Raw genomic sequence first — 18257 nt, forward strand, 5'->3', positions numbered from 1 at the left:
TAATAATCCCTCACATTGACCTGTTAAAATCACATGAGGGATTATTTTTTATACGTTAATAAGGTATAAATCTTTATCGGTATAAAGTATAATTAGCTTTATGCTAGCAAAACTAGCAAACTAGTTTTACCCACTCCATAAAAATCCCAAAAGTAAAATAAATATCTATGAAATGCTATACTACAAAGAAGGTACTTTCCAAAATAATTTAGCAGAACATTTCAATAAATAGGCGGGTTACATATGGCTACATTCTTTCTAGTAATCATTTATTTGGCCTTTATCAGTTTAGGTTTACCTGATTCATTGTTGGGAGCGGCATGGCCTGTGATGCAACCGGATTTGGGCGCACCGCTTGAAACTGCTGGCTTGCTTTTTATGACAATAGCAGGCGGAACCATTATTTCAAGTTTAGCTAGCAGAGCTATTTTAACGCGATTTGGAACAGGAAATGTCACATTCGTCAGTGTCTTAATGACCGCGGGATCGCTGCTGGGATTTTATTTTGCCCCATCGCTTGTGTGGTTATTTATCTGCGCCATTCCGCTTGGACTAGGTGCGGGGTCCGTGGATGCAGGATTAAACAATTACGTTGCCTTGCATTACAAAGCACATCACATGAGTTGGTTGCATTGCTTTTGGGGAGTTGGCGCAACGCTTGGACCGATCATTATGGCCTATTTTATGTCAGGACAAGGTTCTTGGAGAAATGGTTATTTTACAATCGCAAGTATTCAGTTCGCATTAGCGATCATCCTTTTCTTTACTTTGCCTTTATGGAAAAAGACAGAGTCAAAAGGCAATGCTGCCGCAACTGAGGAACAAGAAGCGCAAGAATATGCTTCGCATGATGCAGATAGTAAAAAAGTAAAATCTATCCAAATCACAGGAGTTAAGCTAGCTTTAGCCTCTTTCCTGTTTTACTGCAGTGCTGAGGCAACAATTGGTCTTTGGGGAAGTAGTTTTCTAGTAAATGTGAAGGAGTTGTCCGCGGAAGTTTCCGCACAAGTGATTTCTCTATTTTACGCGGGCATCACAATCGGCAGGTTTATTTCAGGCTTTATTACCTTAAAAGTTAGTAACAAGACTGTGATTCGGATAGGGCAACTAATCGCATTGGCGGGTATGGTGCTTCTACTTTTACCATTGCAGTCCAGTACCGCTTTTGTCAGCTTTACCATCATTGGTTTAGGAATGGCCCCAATATTCCCATCCATGTTACATGAAACACCAGCACGTTTTGGAAAGGAGCACTCCCAGGCCATTATAGGCTACCAAATGGCTTTTGCTTCCGCGGGTACTACCTTTATGCCTCCCGTTTTTGGTTTCCTTGCATCCTATTTAACAATAGGGATATTCCCGTTTTTCATTGTTGCTATAGTTGCAGCAATGATTCTAGTTTCGGAAAAGCTAAATCGTTTTTTAATGAAAAAAGACAACTTTTTACAAACGAATAACCCCATTTCTACAGAAAATTGACCGAAATTGTAAAGCGGCTAGACGGATTTACTGGCCGTGTTTGTCAAGTGGATTATGCAAAGGCTGCATATCATGGAAAATCACCCGATTAGTTTTTTTAGCATGAAATTAAACGAGGCTGGGACATAGCTAAAAAATTTGAGTCAAAGACGAACAATCACAGGGTAGCCAGTTTAAAACGTTAATTTTTAAATAGTCGGATCTAATTCGCAGTTGATATAAATAGCGACATATGCGCTGGGTTGTTTTCCGCTGCGGACCGTTGCTTTCCGCGGGCACGGCTTAAGCCTCCTTGCCCCGGCAAGAGGTATGCCGACGTTGCCCGCAAAGGGCGGTTTTAGTCGGCCCTCATCATCACCCACTCTGCGGGGTCTTAAGACTCGTGCTGTTCCCGCAGGAGTCAACGGTCCGGAGCGTAAGACACCATCGTAATAGTGGATGGACCAGGTAATACCGTTGCTAAGTACCATTAGCGAAGGAAAAACACGGAGACTCCTCGAAAAAGAAAAGCACTTTTTCTTCGTGCGATGTTTATTCGGAGAAGCATTCCTTGTCCTGTGGGAGCAGAAGCATCGATGAGACCCCGAAGAGCGTAAGAAGAGCACTGAAAAAGTGGTAGATTTTATAAATTTAGCCTCTCACCTTTATCTAGCATCTTGAATATACGGAGACTCCTGCGGGAAGTGAGAGATCGACGAGACCCCGCAGGACGGCAGTCCGAGGAGGCTTGTCACTCGCCCGCGGAAAGCGCAGTATATTCAAGATGCGATCATAGATCCACATGTTTGTGTACTATCTATACCTTTTTCAGTGTCCTCGAGCATAAGCTCGAGGAGGCTCATTAGCTGCCCACAGAAAGCGCAGTGTTTTTCCGCAGCGACCGCCGGGGTGATAATTTTTAGTTACGTTGCAGTTTATGGACAATTCACAATAAGGTTTAAAAAACAGCCAAGAAAAATATCCGAACTAGTCCAAATTCTGATTAAAGAATTTGGAATCATAGTTCGGATTTCCCAATGACTGAATCACTTTTGTCTCAGCCTCGTTTTTACGAAAACAAGGTACATGTGGAGACTAGAAAAACGCAATAGTTGTATGGTGACAATAGCAGTAGGTGGGCTAACGGAAACCAAAATAACTTCCTTTACCCATCACCTTTTGAGCGCACTTTCATTCAGCCGGCACTACCAAGCGCCAACAAGCGCTTTAAATTTTCATCAATAAATTTATTATCGGCACGATTAATTCCGCGACCGGCAAAATGGCCCCAGATGGACTCGATAGGATTCAAATCAGCATGCGGTATGAGTTTAGCCTCGTATTTGTTTTCGGCCGCTGTGCAGAAAAGATCCGTGCCCCCGGGCATGACGCAGGCAAGTGCTTTAATACTTTTCAGCGCTGCATCGAAATCCCCATTATAGGCGGGGTTTGCACTAATATCTGCATGTTGGCCAGTCCATAACATGGCCAGGACATTGTGCGGATCCATCTTCATAAAGCTGTCCTCCCAGACGCCAGCTACAAAATCTTCCAATGTGTCATACCCCAGCTTTCGATAAAGTTCCTCCCTGTAAAACGCCTGTGATAAACCCCATCCCGCATAAACACGACCAACGGCACGCATGTCCGCAGATGTCAACTGGTTTCGTTTATTTGAATCGAAGCCGATCGCAGCCATGAGCGCGGCTTTCATTCCATCCAGGACGACAAGCGTTTGCGGCCAAGTCTTGGCAGCTCCGGCGAAGGGTGCAATTCGTTCTACCATGTCGGGATAACTTGCCCCCCACTGGAATGATTGGATGCCTCCCATTGACCAGCCAACTACGAGAGCGATTTTTTGAATGCCGAATTTTTCGGTCAGCAGCCGATGCTGTAAGTTAACATTGTCATAGATAGTTACCTTAGGAAAGTTAACCCGGTCGAATGGTGGAGGCGTGTTACTGGGAGACGAAGATAAACCGTTGCCCAGCAGATTGGGAACAATAATGAAATATTTCCCCGGATCCAGTGCCATTCCATTACCAATTAACCACTCGTTGTTTTCATGTGTATCTCCAAATGCAGTAGGATAAACAACCACATTGCTCTTATCTTGATTTAATGTCCCGTATGTTTTATATGCGAGAATTGCGTTAGGTAATGTCACACCAGATTGCAATGTAACACTCCCAAGTTCAAAGATTTCATAATCCATCATAACTAACCCCTTTCATTTCTTTGTCTTTAGTATAAAAGGGTGTTACCTTTAATAAAAGTAACCATTTTTGAACCCGTCATTCAAAAAAATTGAACAAAAGGATGAACCACTATGGAAATACGCCAGCTTATTACTTTCAGAACAGTGGCCCTAACATTAAACTTCACTCGGGCAGCTGAAGCACTCAACTATGTTCCATCGAACGTCACGATGCAAATGAAAGCCTTGGAGGAAGAACTGGATACTCAGCTCATTGACCGCTTAGGCAAGCAGATTGTTCTCACTGACGCTGGTAAACGATTCTTATTCCATGCGGAGAAAGTGTTGAACAGTTTAGACGAAGCGCAGTTAGCCATGAAAGAAAATGATGAGTTAACGGGGACCCTCACGATTAGTGCCAATGAAGTGCTTTGTTCTTACCGCTTGCCCGCCGTTTTTCGATCGTTTCGTTCTCGTTACCCTGGCATACGGCTGATTTTTCGCCCATTTGGTAACGATCAGCTTAAACCAAGTCTTTATGAAGGAAGAACGGACATTGTATTTATGTTGGAAGAACCAGTTAGGTCAACTAACCTTTCGATTGAACCTTTAATGGAAGAACCCTTTCGCCTACTTGTGGCACCAGACCATCCACTTGCAAAAAAGGCAAACCTTCATCCGGAAGATTTCCAAGGGGAACCGTTTTTGCTTACAGAGAAAGGGTGCACCTATCGTACACTCTTTGACCGATCATTGGAGCAACAAGGGGTTAATGAAGGAATAACGAATTTGGAATTTACCAGCGCAGAAGCGATTAAGCAGTGCGCAATTGCTGGTATCGGCATTGCCTTCCTCCCCGAAATAGCCGTAAAGGCCGAGCTGGAGCGGGGCGAACTGGTTTCTCTACCTTGGGAAATGCCAGATCTTCAGATTGTTACCCAAATGTTATATCATAAAGATAAATGGCTTTCGCCTGCTATAAAGGCTTTCTTAGAAATAACACGGGACGTTATTGCTTTAAAGTAAAAATTAAAAGTGGAGGGATTATCATGAAGCGATTAGCTGTTTTTTGTGGCTCAAGCGACGGGGCTTCAAAAGCATACAAGGAAGGCGCTATCCAATTAGGAGAAGAACTAGCAAAAAGGGAAATAACGCTTGTATATGGTGGGGCAAGTGTTGGAATCATGGGGGCAGTAGCAAATGCTGTTTTAGAAAATGGCGGGAAAGTGATTGGTGTCATTCCGCAAATGTTAGAGGATCGGGAAATATCACATCCCAATCTGACTGAGTTGCATGTTGTTCAATCTATGCATGAACGAAAAGCGAAAATGGCTGATTTAGCTGATGGGTTTATCGCCTTACCTGGAGGACCGGGAACGTTAGAAGAATTTATTGAAGTCTTTACCTGGGCTCAGCTGGGTGTACATCAAAAGCCTTGTGGACTATTAAACATAAATCATTATTATGAACCTCTCGTGTCCCTGTTTAATCATATGGCAGATCAGCAATTTTTACATGAAGAGTATCGTTCCATGGCACTTGTCGATTCTTGCCCAAGCCAATTGATTGAGCAATTTTACGCCTATCAGCCGCCAGCTATAAAGACTTATATTAAGAAAGATCAAACCTAGGCAAATGACTAGTGAATATGAGGGTAAAAAGGGTGGTAGGAAAATGGAGTTGCGTTTTCCCATCTTCAAAGAGAAAACATCATACAATGGGTTGAGGATGAAACAGGATTAACGTATGGAGAGCAATTTCGACTTCGGAAGGAAGAGGCAGGAGAACTTCATTTCAACCATTGTTTTTGTCCCATAAAATTGAGGTTTTATTCGAATACAATAAGTAGGTGTAAATTTTCTCTAAAAAGATCAGAAATCAAAATATGTCTAGCTCCAGCACCCAGAAGCTGCCGTCATAAGCAATGGACACTACGAACGCTAAACCCATGCGTTCTACGGCCCCTTGCTTATGCGTCCGCTTCTAAACGGGCGCTTGCGCTTTTCTTGTCTAGCTCCAGCACCCAGAAGCTGCCGTCATAAGCAATGGACACTACGAACGCTAAACCCATGCGTTCTACGGCCCCTTGCTTATGCGTCTGCTTCTAAACGGGCGCTTACGCTTTTCTTGTCTAGCTCCAGCACCCAGAAGCTGCCGTCATAAGCAATGGACACTACGAACGCTAAACCCATGCGTTCTAAGGCCTCTTGCTTATGCGTCTGCTTCTAAACGGGCGCTTCCGCTTTTCTAAGTGAAACATTTTTATTTGTGAATGGTACAAGAATGATGTGAATAGATATGTATTTAGGAAATCAGGATTAAAGAATCAAAATGAAAATAACGATTTGGGGGATTATCGTGACAACGGAGAATGAATTAATTACTAAATCCTATCATGAAGCGATTATAGATGAAAACAAACAAGGACACCCTATCAAGATATTGGGTGAGATGTATAGGGAAGAAATGCAAAAACCACGGCCGAATTTGTCTTTTATCCGCTTTGCACAAGGGGAAGTATATTTCTTAAATAATGATTATGAAGCAGCGATTTATAAATGGCAACATCCTTTAGAGGAGGAATTCATTCCGTGGGCACAGAAAAACATAGCAGATGCCCACCTGGAAATGGGATTGTTGGAAGATGCGGAAAAATTTTATAAACAGGTTGATTCCACATCACTTGCACTGCAATCGGAAGTCTTGCTACAGCTGTTTTCTTTGTATATACATCAGGGTGATCAGAAAAAAGCTGTTGATACAATTAAGGATGCTGTTACGTTAAATCCGGATTATTCCCATGTAACGAAAATAGCCCAAAAATATTTAGAGGAAATAAATGATTGGGATAATGCGGTTGAACTGGCGGTTGGTGAGGCAATACGAACGAAGTCACTTTCTTGGTTTGATGTTTTATCAGGGTATGTCAAGCAAGGGCGAACGTTTAACTATGAACCTAACTATTTTAATGAATTGTTGGAAGCAGTACTGCAAATGGATCATAATCGATTTGAGCGTTTTACGGAGGTATTGTGGAACAGCTATAGACAAAGTGATTTTTACGTTGAGTGGCTAGAAGTGATTAACCGACTTCTTTTGAATAATAACGTTGAAACTTCGTATGTTTGGGAGAGTCTCCCAATTGTATTTCAAGAGGCTTACTACGAGTTAATTAGCGGAAAGTTCCTAATCAGGGACATTTCTGGGTTAATGCAGCACCATTTAACAAACTGGTTAAAGGTTTCTTCTGAATTAGATCCTATGATTTCTGCAACTGCCATACTTGCATGGAATGAAACGTTTCCTTCCCAACTAGATGCTTTATTGATTCGTGAGGCGGAATACCATTTTGAAAATTCAAATCCGAATCAAGATGGAAGAAAAGATGGTATAGAGCTTTTTGATTCCATCAAGATATGGGCGGAAGGAGAAGGTTTATCAGAAGATTTATCTCGAATTACAACGCCTATGCTAGAAGAACACAATATTGAAGTGGCAAGTTCCTCAAGAATCCGGGATTTGGTTAAAGCTTCGATAGATTTTCTGCTGGAACAAAGGGTAGCCTTGGAAAATGCCGAGCAGGAAGAAATAATTCGGAATGAAGGGTTACTAACAGGTCTGCGTGATGTTCATCAACAGATCGATGATTTAGAGAAAGAGATGGCGATTGACATAACAGATTCGTTTCGTATATTAAAAGAATCTTACATGCAACATGTGATTAGTGAGCTGCCTAAACTATTACAGGATTGCTCTGAACTTGTTCAGGAGGACAGTGACTTTTCAAAGCTTCATGTAGATCTAAATGAAGAGATGAATAGACGGATTGCCGACTATATGAAAAATTTTGTCTTGAATGATCAGAAATATACTGTTCGGAAATGGATTGGGGATTGCAAAAAGAGATTCCAAGACAGCCAGATTACTTGTAATGAACTGAGTGGGAATATGAATCAAAACTATGATGAAAACATTGTATTACAGTGCGACTTTAAGGTGCTAGATGACTGGCAGCGGGACCTGGAACGGATATCCCGGGGGTTGCTACATCTAGAAAATGTAAATGTTTTGTTACGTAATACTCCGTCCCAGTTATTTTTGAAAGGGGCGGGAAAACTATCAGGGTCTATATTTAAAAATAGCGAAATACTTCATAGTAAATACAAAAACTACATTGAAAACGCAGATTATAGTCAAATAGCAAAGGATATCATCACCCCTTTCGTGCAACAAATGGAATTGTTTGAGAGGTCAATTGAATGGGATGTTAGCAGGTTTTTCTCAGATTCACTGGATGAACTAGCTCGTAAAATGGATGAAGTCCAGGTGAATATTGAAAGACATGAGGATTCGTTAAATAAGATGCGTGATAAACCTGAGATTTATCGTAATCCACTCACTTTGTTCGGGCTAAGGCTTCGTCAATATGAGTTGATGAATACCATAAGTTGAATCTGTTTGGTAATCCCTCATAAGGAACAAAGAAAATATATAACACTTACCAAAAGAAAGTATTGTGCTTTTTGGTGAAAAAACATAATAAGCAGCATTTTTCTGCAATCTTAAAATAAAGGAGATCGTTCAGTGACTAGAACAATCTCCTTTAACAGTAATTCACTATTTAACTGTACCCGCATCCGCCGGGTGAACACCATGACGGTAATAATCTTTATACTCCGGCTTCATTGGTCTTTGGCCACGGATAATATCGGCTGCTTTTTCTGCCAGCATTAACACTGGTGCGTGGATATTTCCGTTTGTTGTATGCGGCATTGCCGATGCATCAACCACCCGCACATTGTCCAGGCCATGAACTTTCATGGTCTCTGGGTCTACAACTGCCATCGGGTCGGAAGCCGGTCCCATTTTTGCTGTACAAGATGGATGAAGGGCCGTTTCCGCGTCTTTTTTTACCCACTCCAGAATTTCCTCTTCTGTTTGAACAGAAGGTCCAGGTGAAATCTCACCGGTACTGTAAGGTGCTAATGCTGGCTGTGAAAGGATTTCTCGTGCAACGCGTATTGCTTCCGTCCACTCACGTCGGTCCTCTTCGGTAGACAAATAGTTACATACGATACTTGGATACTCGAAAGGGTTACGTGAACGGATTTTCAGGCTCCCTCTGGAGTTGGAGTACATCGGTCCGACGTGTACCTGGAATCCGTGCTCCGTATCTGCCTTTTGCCCGTCATATCGAACCGCAAGCGGTAGGAAATGGAACATCAGATTTGGATATTCGACTTCATCATTCGAACGGACGAATCCGCCACCTTCAAAATGGTTCGATGCTGCCGGTCCAGTACGTCCAAGCAGCCATTGCAAGCCGATCCAAGGCATTTTTGCTTTATTTAAGCTAGGTTGTTCTGAAACCGGCTTGGGACATGCGTGCTGAATATATACTTCGAGATGATCCTCAAGGTTTTCACCCACACCTGGCAAGTCAACGACCGGGTCAATGCCGAGTGAGCGTAAATGTTCAGCGTCACCTACACCGGATAATTGTAATAGTTGTGGCGTGTTGAATGCACCACCGGAAAGAATTACTTCGCCCGCGTTAACGTGATAGGTTTTTCCACTCCTTTGATAGGTTACACCCTGCGCTTTGGTACCATCAAAATTAATGCTGGTAACAAAAGCACGTGTCTCTACTGTAAGGTTTTTGCGGCGCATGGCTGGACGTAAATAAGCACGTGAAGCAGAAACTCGTCTTCCGTTATGCACCTGGCTGTCAAATGGGCCAAAGCCTTCTTGACGAAAACCATTTACATCGGGCGTTCTGGTATAACCAGCCTCCACACCTGCATCGAAAAAGGCCTGGAATAAAGGATTTGTTGCAGGTCCGCGCTTTAACTTAACTGGACCATGATGACCGCGGTACTCGTCAGTTGAATCCGCGCCAAACGTGTTTTCCAGCCGTTTAAAGTATGGAAGACAATGGGCATAGTCCCAGTTTTCCATACCCTCTTCAGATCCCCACTTCTCATAGTCTAGCGGATTACCACGTTGGTATATCATGCCATTAATGGAACTTGATCCTCCAAGCACTTTCCCTCGGGCATGCGCGACACGGCGCCCATCCATATAAGGCTCAGGATCGGTAGAATAGATCCAGTCATAAAAGCGATTGCCTGATGGGTACATCAACGCTGCCGGCATTTGAATAAATAAATCCCAAAAGTAATCATTGCGCCCCGCCTCCAGAACAAGAACGCTTTTGTTTTTATCCATACTTAGACGGTTACCGAGTACAGAACCTGCACTGCCTCCGCCAACAATTACATAATCGTAAGTTTGATTCATCTGAAATACCTCCTTGAAGATTGGTAAATGGCATACAGTTTACAAAGGAAGTTGAAACCATTCATCAAAAGCTTCTTTCTTTTGTGATTGGCAAAAGTTCGAGCGATTCTAGTAATCTGGCAACCTAGTTCATCTTCTTTGACTGTATTAGTTTTATTTAGTTTGTTAAATATATTTTTAACGTATTGAATGATATAAATATAACACGTTTTTTTAAACTTGTAAAACTTGGGGTGGTACAAACTGTGGCCACTGAAAAAGGTAAATGTAGTTCAAAATAGGTGGATCTATCGTCGCATCTTGAATATACTGCGCTTTCCGCGGGCGAGTGACGAGCCTCCTTGCCCCGGCAAGGGGTAGCCGACGTTGCCCGCAAAGGGCGGTTTTAGTCGGGCTTCCTTAATGACGTCCTCCGGGGTCTCGCCGATCTCTCACTTCCCGCCGGAGTCTCCGTATATTCAAGATGCTAAGTTAAGGTGAATAGCTAAATTTATCAAATCCACCACTTTTTCAGTGGCCTTGGTACAAACCCAAAATATAGCTCCAAACCTTTCTATTTAAAGAAGGTTTAGAGCTACTGATGATAGAATATCGTGTTACATTAAAATTAGTTAAACCAGTTAACAGGTTCAGGTTGTTTGTTGCGATAAATATGTTTCACTTCGGTATATTCCTCCATACCTTCACGGCCAAGCTCACGGCCAATACCTGATTGCTTATAGCCGCCCCACGGTGCTTGTGCAAAGTAAGGATGGAAGTCATTGATCCAAACGGTACCCATTCGCAAGCGTGCCGCGACAAATTCTGCCTTATCCAAATCTTGCGTCCAGACGGCTCCAGCCAACCCATAGATCGTGTCGTTCGCTAATTTGACAGCTTCCTCTTTGGTCTTGAACGTTTCTACTGTCAATACCGGACCGAATACCTCTTCCTGAACGATGCGCATGTCACTTGTACAGTTTGTAAATATGGTAGGTAAATAGAAAAAGCCGTTTTGCAGTTCAGGATCATCCGGGCGCTTTCCGCCAACTGCTAGTTTGGCTCCTTCTTTTTTGCCTATTTCCACATACTTTTCCACTTTTGCACGGTGTTCTGCTGAAATCATTGGACCACTTTGTGTGTTTTCATCAAAACCATTGCCCAATTTGATTTGTTTTGTTCGTTCAATGAGTGCCTCCACAAATTCATCATGAATGCTTTCCTCAATTAAAAGCCTGGCTCCAGCAGAACATACTTGGCCTGCATGGAAAAATACAGCATTTAACGCCTGATCAACCGCTGTTTCAAAGTCAGCATCGGCAAAAACGATATTCGGATTTTTTCCACCGAGCTCAAGTGCGATTTTCTTCACATTATGACTAGCTGCCTGCATGATTGTTTTTCCGGTTTCAATGCCACCAGTGAATGAGATTAAATCAACGTCATCATTAACAGATAGTTCTGCACCAACAGATGCACCGGAACCGAGTACTAAGTTGGCTACACCCTTTGGTATGCCGACCTCTTCGATTAGTTCAAAGACTTTAACGGTTGTTAATGGTGTGATCTCACTCGGTTTCATGACAATGGTGTTACCTGCTGCCAAAGCCGGTGCAATTTTCCATGCGGCTTGTAATAATGGATAGTTCCATGGTGTGATTTGACCACAGACACCAACAGGCTCGCGAACCACCTTACTTTCACTGTTTGGTATTGGTGAGGCAATGACTTCACCGCCATTTTTATCCGCTAAACCACCGAAGTAAAAGAAAACATTAGCGATGTCGGCCATATCCGCACGGCTTTCTTCAACTGTTTTACCTGTATCCAATGTCTCCAGTTCAGCAAGTTCCTCCAAATCTCGGAGGATCAACGTACCTATTTTGTAAACGAACTCACCACGTTCACTGGCAGGCAATGTGCTAAATCTTCCTTCATCAAATGCCACCCTTGCTGCTTGAATGGCTGCTCGTGTATCTTCTTCATTTCCTTCTGCAGCAGTTGCAATTACTTCTTGATTATATGGGTTAATGATATCCCGTGTTTCGTTGGATTTTGCATCCACCCACTCACCATTTATATACATTCTTTGTAAGTTCAAATCATCACTCCTTTACAATTATTATATCGTTAAATTTGTTAAATAAAAATTAAACATTGTTAATACAATTATCCTAACAGTACTGTTATTTACTTGTCAAACGCTGATACAATACGAATTTGTTTTATCCCTGGTAAGACAACAAGGAGGCAACACGAATGAACTTTCTAGATTTGACAAATCAAAATAGTTCGTTAACCTATTAGGTAGAGTAAAAACATTTAGAAAAAATTAAATGAATTTATTTTATTTAATAGAGGGGGCGTAAGTAGATTAGCAGATTTGAGAGCACAATCGGCAAACGTGAATGTTTTACTAGATAGTTGCAAAATATAAATCAGAAAGGGTTTGACAATCAATGAATTTTCGCAAAATAAGTCAATTAATTTTATTTACAATCATACTTTTTGGACTAGCAGCTTGCGGTTCAACTAGTTCTGATAGTGCATCTGACGAATCGGGTGATAGCAAAGGAACAATCTCAATTGGACAGATAAATTGGCCGGAAAACATTGCAGTAACAAATTTGTGGAAGGCTATTTTGGAAGATAAAGGGTACAATGTGGAGTTAGAATTACTGGAAATGGGTCCTCAAATGTCCGCCTTAGCTTCAGGAGATTTAGATGTGGCACCGGAAATTTGGCTGCCAGTGCAGGATAAGAGTTACTATGAGAAGTATAAAGACGAAGCTGATTTTTTCGAAGATCCGTGGTATGAACATGGTAAAGTTGGCTTGGCCGTTCCAACGTATATGGAAGATATAAACAGCATTGAGGATTTAAATAAAAACAAAGATAAATTCAACGGCGAAATAATAGGCTTTGAGTCTGGTGCAGGAACAATGATGGTAGCGCAAGACGTCATTAAGGAATACGGTCTTGATTATAAATTAGTAGCGAGCAGTACAGCAGCAATGATTACATCTATCAAGGATGCGGTAGAACAAAAAGAACCGATTGTCGCACCGCTATGGAAACCGCATTATATCTTCTCTGAAGTTGACCTAAAGTTCTTGGATGATCCGAAAAAAACCTTTGGTGAAGTAGAAAAAATTTATATGGCAACCCGTGCTGAATTCGACTCTGACCATGAAAAGGTTAGTAAATGGCTGAAAAACTTTAAATTAAGCGATAAGCAGCTTGGTGAATTAATGCTGGATATTAAGGATAATCAAGACAAACCGCTTAAAGGCGCACAAAAATGGGTGGAAGAAAACCAAGATGTAGTTGACAAATGGATGAAGTAACGGTTAGGAAAAGAGACGGTACTCGGTGAGAGAATCGTCTCTTTTTCTGCTATTTTTGGCTGCTATTTTTAGAGATCCTATCACTTAACGTATGTTGCATCTTCGTAATGTTCATTATAAGATAGAAGAAACGTTTAATTTATTATGAATCAATTTAACAGAATGAACACATTAACTTTACATTGGAATTTGTAATTGAAGAAAGACCTTAACAGGGAAACTGCGGCACTAGCTATAATCGGGGCGGGTGCCTAAGAATTTCTAATCAGTAAAAAAGAGGTGCCACAATGGAAGGAAATCGGAACAATTTTAGTAATGAGAAAGCGAAAGAAAAAATCGACCAAGCCGAAAATATGATGGTTAATACGATTTCAGAAACGATGGACCTTTATGGTGTTACTCCTTCAGTGGGACGTCTGTATGCAACAATGTATTTTAAACATCAACCTATTACCCTGGATGAAATGAAAGAAGCACTGGGGATGAGTAAACCAAGCATGAGTACATCTGTTAGAAAGCTTCAAGAAATCAATATCGTTCAAAAGGTATGGCAGAAAGGCTCAAGAAAAGATTCTTTCATGGCCGAAAAAAACTTCTTCAATTATTTCACTCAGTTTTTTGGTATGAAATGGGAACGTGAAGTGAGCATGTTTTTGGTCAGTATTCGGAAGGCCCAGGAGCAACTAAATGATGTAATCGAAAACAGTGAAATAGATGAAGCATTACGAGAAAGGGCTCAGTTGCATTATCAGCAGCTCGATGATGCCATGGTCTATTATCATTGGCTGGAAAAGCTGACCAAACTTACTAAATCTGGCGAAATTTATAATTATATACCTGTGGAAGATGCGGGTGAACGGGATTAGTTATCAAAAGAGGCTTAAGTCTTTCGGAAAGTTAGAGTATAAGCTAAGGAGAACTCTAAATATTGATAGGGGGGGTTCTCTTTTTATTTGCTCAACAATTTAGATTATTATGTTATAATAGAATACAATAGACTGGCTTCGCATGAGGGGTTTGGCAGCACTGTTGCTCGTCGGTAGTCTTCGGTTTGGGAGACTTCCCGGGGAAGGGGTGTAGCCTATGGACGTTGTTAGTGCGCTAACGCTAATGATATCTTTCGGGATGTTAATAGCGTTTATCGTTTCTGATAATAACCGCAAAAAATAACCCCTCATAAGCGTTTTCGCAGGCGCTGAGGGATTATTTTTGCCTTAAGCTGCCTAGCCCCTCTTGTTGGGGTTCGGTCTATTGCGACCGCTCCATGTAGAAGCATGGGCGGTCTTTATTAGTGTATGCACTTATTATCTTTCTATGTTAAGTATACCACTAAATCAATGTTTGTACACAGTTTAATTATTTTTCCCCTGTGTTCCTTTATTGATCTCATTATTTTTCAATGACAGCTTGTTTCACATACAGCTAAATCTTCATTTGTAAATACACCAAAGCTTTAAAGCAGCATAGGTAATCTGGAACAACCTTACGAAGTCGATTGCTTTTGATCATCAACACAAATGGAAATACCTTTCTTCGTTAAAAGTATAGAACCATAAAAAAATAATCCCTCATGCGCTTTAGACGGTACGTGAGGGATTATTTTCCTAAGCTGCCAGCCCCTCTTATCGGGGTTCAGTCTATTGCGACCGCTCCATGTTGAAAATGGGCGGTCTTTATTAGTGTATGCACCTATTTTCTTTCCATGTTAAGTATACCACGAAATCAATGTTTGTACACATTTACACATTTTAGCAGGGGGTTCAATTAAAGAGCGCCATTCCTAAACGGTCCTGGATTTAAAGAAAACTCTAAACTCCCTTTTCCGGTTTAAAAATCAAAGCAATAAAACCGGTCATAGCAAATACGATAAACATGTTTTCATACCCTATACCTTCCGAAACCACTCCTCCAATTAATGAGCCAAACACCTGTCCCAAAGCTAATAGTAAAAATGGTAAACCCAGACCAAAGGAGGAATTTGTTTTAAAGCTATTGATGCCCCAGATGATCAGGACGCCTGTCATGAATATATACGAACTTCCAAACGCAATCGCTGATATGACAACGGAGAGGACGTTTGTAAACAAGCCCAATAATAAGGAAGAAGCCCCCAGTAATAGTACGCTTATTCGGTAGGATGGTAATAATCCAATTCGCGAGCTAAAATATCCGGCGAATCCCCCTAATACTCCTGCTAAGCCAATGATGATCCAAAATAGTTGGATGAGTGCCTCAGGAATAGTCTCGATTTGAAACAACAAATCTCTTGAAAATGTCCAATAAGCCGCACTCGAAATCCCTAAAACTAGAGAAGATAAAATTAAGGGGTATGCAGCAACAAGCTCCCTTTTTGTCACATGAAATGCTTGGGTCTGGCGAATTTTGTTCGTATCCTTTGTCTTAGGAATGATCTTATAATTAACGATCCATATTATAATCGCTAGGAGTGTAAACAGAAGGTACGTCAGTCTCCAATTGTCAGCCAAAAAGATAACCATTACTCCTGTTAAGGCAGTTCCCAAACTAGTACCTGCATTGATCCATGTATTCGCTTGGGAACGCTGATCTTGATCCACCCATTCTTTTATCACCTCTGCATAAGGGGGAGAGGACAGCCCCGTACTTAGGCCAGCAATCCAGATACCAATGCCAAGCGTTATTGCGCCACCTGCTATGGATATGATGCTCATTCCCATAGCTGCTGTGATCCCCGCGATTAAAATCAGCATCCGGGAACCAACTTTCTTCATATACAACATCGCAAGGATAATCGCAATACAATATGCCAAATACGATAACGAAGAAATTATTCCTGCCACAGATGGATTGATATCCAGCGACTCACGTAAATAAGGGAGAACTAATCCATAACTAAACCTTGCAAACCCATAAGTTACCGCAATCATCGGTAAACCAGCCATGATTAACTTTTTTGGATCCATTAACAACACCTCTTAATATATAGAACGGTCAATCTACTCCCGGTAAAAAGAAAAATCTCCAAGTAGAGACCGCCCAAGATTTTTCCTTCTTACTAGTGTCCTATTCGACTTTTAGTGGAATCCCATAGACTTTATGGAATTCCTAAATGCCATAGCCACGTCATCTACATTCAGGGTTTCCGATAAAGCAGTGGCACCTTCAAACACCAACACCAATTGTGCGGCCTCACTATGGTTGAAGCCAAGTTCTTCAAAAAAAGCCAATAATGATCTTTTATGCGCATTTACGTATTGGACAATCTCATAATTATCATTGGAAGAAAACTCTTCTTTAGCCCGTAAAAACATGCATCCGTTCGTGTCATGTTTTCGAATCCAATCAAGGTGGGCTTCCGCCAAGGACCATACAATGGAGTCTTTGGAATTTCTAACGGATGATTTCAAAATAGAAAAATACTTTTCATCTCGTCTTTTAAGTACTTCTAGAATCAAGTCTTCTTTCGAATCAAAATGATTATATAACGTCATAAGCGCAACATTTGCTTCTTTGACGATTCGTTTTAAACCAACAGCGTGAAAACCATGGTCATAAAATAACTGCTCCGCACGTTCCATGACATCTTGTTTTTTTTTGCTCATAAAAGCACTCCTTTTTATATAGAACGGTCACTATATTTTAAACATACTTTTTGCAATGATGTCAACACACTTTTTTATAAGATCAGAAAGTATAAATTAAAATCTGTCTAGCTCCAGCGCCCCGTTAGAAGCTGCCGTCATAAGCAATGGACACTACGAACGCAAAACCCATGCGTTCTACGGTCCCTTGCTTATGCGTCTGCTTCTAAACGGTCGCTTACGCTTTTCTAATAAAAAGGCCCATTCTGAGGGGAATCATGCGTGTATAGTGAAGTCCATTTTGATTTTGAAAAAAACTAATTATCACAAGCTTGCCCATACAGCCTGACATATAGTAAAATAATTTTGATAATAGGAATTGTCTATTTCTATTTGTGGAGGAGGATTATTCATGTCTAGAAGAAAGGCAATGCAAAGTTTAGCTAATTTAGAGAAAGCACTAGCAAGGCTAGAAGAAGCTTTAGATGAAGATGATATGAATAGTTTGTATATTGATGGAACGATACAACGTTTTGAGTTTACATTTGAACTTTTTTGGAAAACAATAAAACGATTGCTTGAAGAAGAAGGTATCGAGGCAAAAACTCCTAAAGAAACGTTAAAGCAAGCATACGCAATAGATTGGCTTCAAGATGAACATGCCTGGTTGCAAATGCTCCGTGATCGAAATGAAACTTCTTATGTGTATGATGAAAATAAAGCAAGACAAATTTATGAAAATATCGTTGATTACTTTCCAAAAATGAAACGTACCTTTAAACAATTAAACGAAAGGTTTCAAGGTGACAGGAATGAGTCGTCCAATGATTGAACAAAGGCTTAAGGAACAATTATGCAGCATTGGCCAAAGCATATACACAGTAAACAAAATTGTTCTGTTTGGTTCGAGAGCTGTGGGGGATAACAAAGAAAAGTCTGATATCGACTTAGCCTTCTTTGCCCCTGGCATGACAAAGAGGAAATGGACGGAATTAACGTTTACCCTGGAAGAAGAGCTGGATACATTACTATTGTTGGATTTGATAAAATTTGAAGATGCTTCTGAAGAATTGAAAGATGAGATTATAAAAAACGGAAAGGTGCTATATTCAGAAGAATAGTAATAATCGGTACCGATCAAAACATGAAACATATTAGATATTTGCCTTTGGACGCTAAGAAAATTTATTAGTAGATGAAGCACCCTGCAAAGAAAGCGAGGTGCTTATTTTTATACGCTTAGGCCACATCATTGGAATAAAAATGACCCATGCCTCATTTTCTAATTCGGACTATCAAATTGATGAAAACACCTACAAAATTCTTAATGACTGGTTTATTGATAAAATTAAATCTTGACAAGTAATGCTATTATGTAATACTATATACTGGTAATTAGTAATACTTAATACCAAA

The 18257-nt window shown here is 41.0% G+C and carries 14 protein-coding genes; 9 read left to right on the forward strand and 5 right to left on the reverse strand.

Annotation, left to right across the window (positions count from 1 at the left end; all coding sequences use genetic code 11):
- The first annotated feature begins 243 nt into the window (after window positions 1-243).
- Window positions 244-1479 (forward strand): MFS transporter, encoded by a 1236-nt coding sequence (locus tag CFK37_RS09355; protein ID WP_089061607.1) that lies wholly within the window; start codon window positions 244-246, stop codon window positions 1477-1479.
- Between the two features lie 1174 nt (window positions 1480-2653).
- Here CFK37_RS09355 and CFK37_RS09360 read toward each other — a convergent pair.
- Window positions 2654-3673, reverse strand: a complete 1020-nt coding sequence (locus CFK37_RS09360; protein ID WP_089061608.1) for an alpha/beta fold hydrolase — start codon at window positions 3671-3673, stop codon at window positions 2654-2656.
- Window positions 3674-3787: 114 nt separating this feature from the next.
- Between CFK37_RS09360 and CFK37_RS09365 the strand changes: the two genes are divergently transcribed.
- The 3 genes from CFK37_RS09365 to CFK37_RS09375 all read left to right on the forward strand — a co-directional run bounded on the left by CFK37_RS09365 (window position 3788) and on the right by CFK37_RS09375 (window position 8107).
- Window positions 3788-4681, forward strand: a complete 894-nt coding sequence (locus tag CFK37_RS09365; RefSeq protein ID WP_089061609.1) for a LysR family transcriptional regulator — start codon at window positions 3788-3790, stop codon at window positions 4679-4681.
- Between the two features lie 23 nt (window positions 4682-4704).
- Entirely contained in the window at window positions 4705-5286 is a 582-nt protein-coding gene (locus tag CFK37_RS09370; protein ID WP_089061610.1) for an LOG family protein, read from the forward strand.
- A 700-nt stretch (window positions 5287-5986) separates the two neighbouring features.
- Window positions 5987-8107, forward strand: coding sequence for a tetratricopeptide repeat protein (locus CFK37_RS09375; RefSeq protein ID WP_245837349.1), 2121 nt, complete (start codon window positions 5987-5989; stop codon window positions 8105-8107).
- 165 nt (window positions 8108-8272) lie between these two features.
- Here the strand turns inward: CFK37_RS09375 and betA are convergent, their stop codons facing one another.
- Both betA and betB read right to left on the reverse strand, forming a co-directional pair.
- A complete protein-coding gene (betA, locus tag CFK37_RS09380; RefSeq protein WP_089061612.1) occupies window positions 8273-9955 on the reverse strand; it encodes a choline dehydrogenase in 1683 nt (560 codons plus the stop codon).
- A 607-nt stretch (window positions 9956-10562) separates the two neighbouring features.
- Window positions 10563-12020 (reverse strand): betaine-aldehyde dehydrogenase, encoded by a 1458-nt coding sequence (betB, locus tag CFK37_RS09385; RefSeq protein WP_089063601.1) that lies wholly within the window; start codon window positions 12018-12020, stop codon window positions 10563-10565.
- A 373-nt stretch (window positions 12021-12393) separates the two neighbouring features.
- Here betB and CFK37_RS09390 point away from each other — a divergent pair, with 373 nt between their 5' ends.
- The 3 genes from CFK37_RS09390 to CFK37_RS20700 all read left to right on the forward strand — a co-directional run bounded on the left by CFK37_RS09390 (window position 12394) and on the right by CFK37_RS20700 (window position 14451).
- Window positions 12394-13281: a glycine betaine ABC transporter substrate-binding protein gene (locus CFK37_RS09390; protein WP_089061613.1), complete on the forward strand. Its 888-nt coding sequence runs from the start codon at window positions 12394-12396 to the stop codon at window positions 13279-13281.
- Between the two features lie 287 nt (window positions 13282-13568).
- Window positions 13569-14147, forward strand: a complete 579-nt coding sequence (gene cudC, locus CFK37_RS09395) for a choline uptake/conversion transcriptional regulator CudC (protein ID WP_089061614.1) — start codon at window positions 13569-13571, stop codon at window positions 14145-14147.
- Window positions 14148-14364: 217 nt separating this feature from the next.
- Complete coding sequence (locus tag CFK37_RS20700) at window positions 14365-14451, forward strand: putative holin-like toxin (protein WP_425445380.1); 87 nt, start codon at window positions 14365-14367, stop codon at window positions 14449-14451.
- A gap of 638 nt (window positions 14452-15089) precedes the next feature.
- Here the strand turns inward: CFK37_RS20700 and CFK37_RS09400 are convergent.
- Both CFK37_RS09400 and CFK37_RS09405 read right to left on the reverse strand, forming a co-directional pair.
- On the reverse strand, window positions 15090-16223 hold the full coding sequence (locus CFK37_RS09400; protein WP_089061615.1) for an MFS transporter: 1134 nt from the start codon (window positions 16221-16223) through the stop codon (window positions 15090-15092).
- A gap of 111 nt (window positions 16224-16334) precedes the next feature.
- On the reverse strand, window positions 16335-16862 hold the full coding sequence (locus CFK37_RS09405; protein ID WP_089061616.1) for a TetR/AcrR family transcriptional regulator: 528 nt from the start codon (window positions 16860-16862) through the stop codon (window positions 16335-16337).
- A 391-nt stretch (window positions 16863-17253) separates the two neighbouring features.
- On the opposite strand from CFK37_RS09405, the gene CFK37_RS09410 reads away from it, so the two are divergent.
- Together CFK37_RS09410 and CFK37_RS09415 are read left to right on the forward strand one after the other, a co-directional pair.
- Complete coding sequence (locus CFK37_RS09410) at window positions 17254-17673, forward strand: nucleotidyltransferase substrate binding protein (protein WP_089061617.1); 420 nt, start codon at window positions 17254-17256, stop codon at window positions 17671-17673.
- Entirely contained in the window at window positions 17654-17962 is a 309-nt protein-coding gene (locus CFK37_RS09415; RefSeq protein WP_245837350.1) for a nucleotidyltransferase domain-containing protein, read from the forward strand. Before CFK37_RS09410 ends, CFK37_RS09415 begins: the two co-directional genes overlap by 20 nt.
- Window positions 17963-18257: the final 295 nt, after the last annotated feature.

It is taken from the genome of Virgibacillus phasianinus (assembly GCF_002216775.1).
Classification (GTDB): domain Bacteria; phylum Bacillota; class Bacilli; order Bacillales; family Amphibacillaceae; genus Virgibacillus_F; species Virgibacillus_F phasianinus.

Bases quoted from the DNA above. Each gene is read 5' to 3' on its own strand.
- CFK37_RS09355 (WP_089061607.1), top strand. From the start codon at position 244: ATGGCTACATTCTTTCTAGTAATCATTTATTTGGCCTTTATCAGTTTA.
- CFK37_RS09360 (WP_089061608.1), bottom strand. From the start codon at position 3,673: ATGGATTATGAAATCTTTGAACTTGGGAGTGTTACATTGCAATCTGGT.
- CFK37_RS09365 (WP_089061609.1), top strand. From the start codon at position 3,788: ATGGAAATACGCCAGCTTATTACTTTCAGAACAGTGGCCCTAACATTA.
- CFK37_RS09370 (WP_089061610.1), top strand. From the start codon at position 4,705: ATGAAGCGATTAGCTGTTTTTTGTGGCTCAAGCGACGGGGCTTCAAAA.
- CFK37_RS09375 (WP_245837349.1), top strand. From the start codon at position 5,987: ATGAAAATAACGATTTGGGGGATTATCGTGACAACGGAGAATGAATTA.
- betA (WP_089061612.1), bottom strand. From the start codon at position 9,955: ATGAATCAAACTTACGATTATGTAATTGTTGGCGGAGGCAGTGCAGGT.
- betB (WP_089063601.1), bottom strand. From the start codon at position 12,020: ATGTATATAAATGGTGAGTGGGTGGATGCAAAATCCAACGAAACACGG.
- CFK37_RS09390 (WP_089061613.1), top strand. From the start codon at position 12,394: ATGAATTTTCGCAAAATAAGTCAATTAATTTTATTTACAATCATACTT.
- cudC (WP_089061614.1), top strand. From the start codon at position 13,569: ATGGAAGGAAATCGGAACAATTTTAGTAATGAGAAAGCGAAAGAAAAA.
- CFK37_RS20700 (WP_425445380.1), top strand. From the start codon at position 14,365: ATGGACGTTGTTAGTGCGCTAACGCTAATGATATCTTTCGGGATGTTA.
- CFK37_RS09400 (WP_089061615.1), bottom strand. From the start codon at position 16,223: ATGGATCCAAAAAAGTTAATCATGGCTGGTTTACCGATGATTGCGGTA.
- CFK37_RS09405 (WP_089061616.1), bottom strand. From the start codon at position 16,862: ATGAGCAAAAAAAAACAAGATGTCATGGAACGTGCGGAGCAGTTATTT.
- CFK37_RS09410 (WP_089061617.1), top strand. From the start codon at position 17,254: ATGTCTAGAAGAAAGGCAATGCAAAGTTTAGCTAATTTAGAGAAAGCA.
- CFK37_RS09415 (WP_245837350.1), top strand. From the start codon at position 17,654: ATGAGTCGTCCAATGATTGAACAAAGGCTTAAGGAACAATTATGCAGC.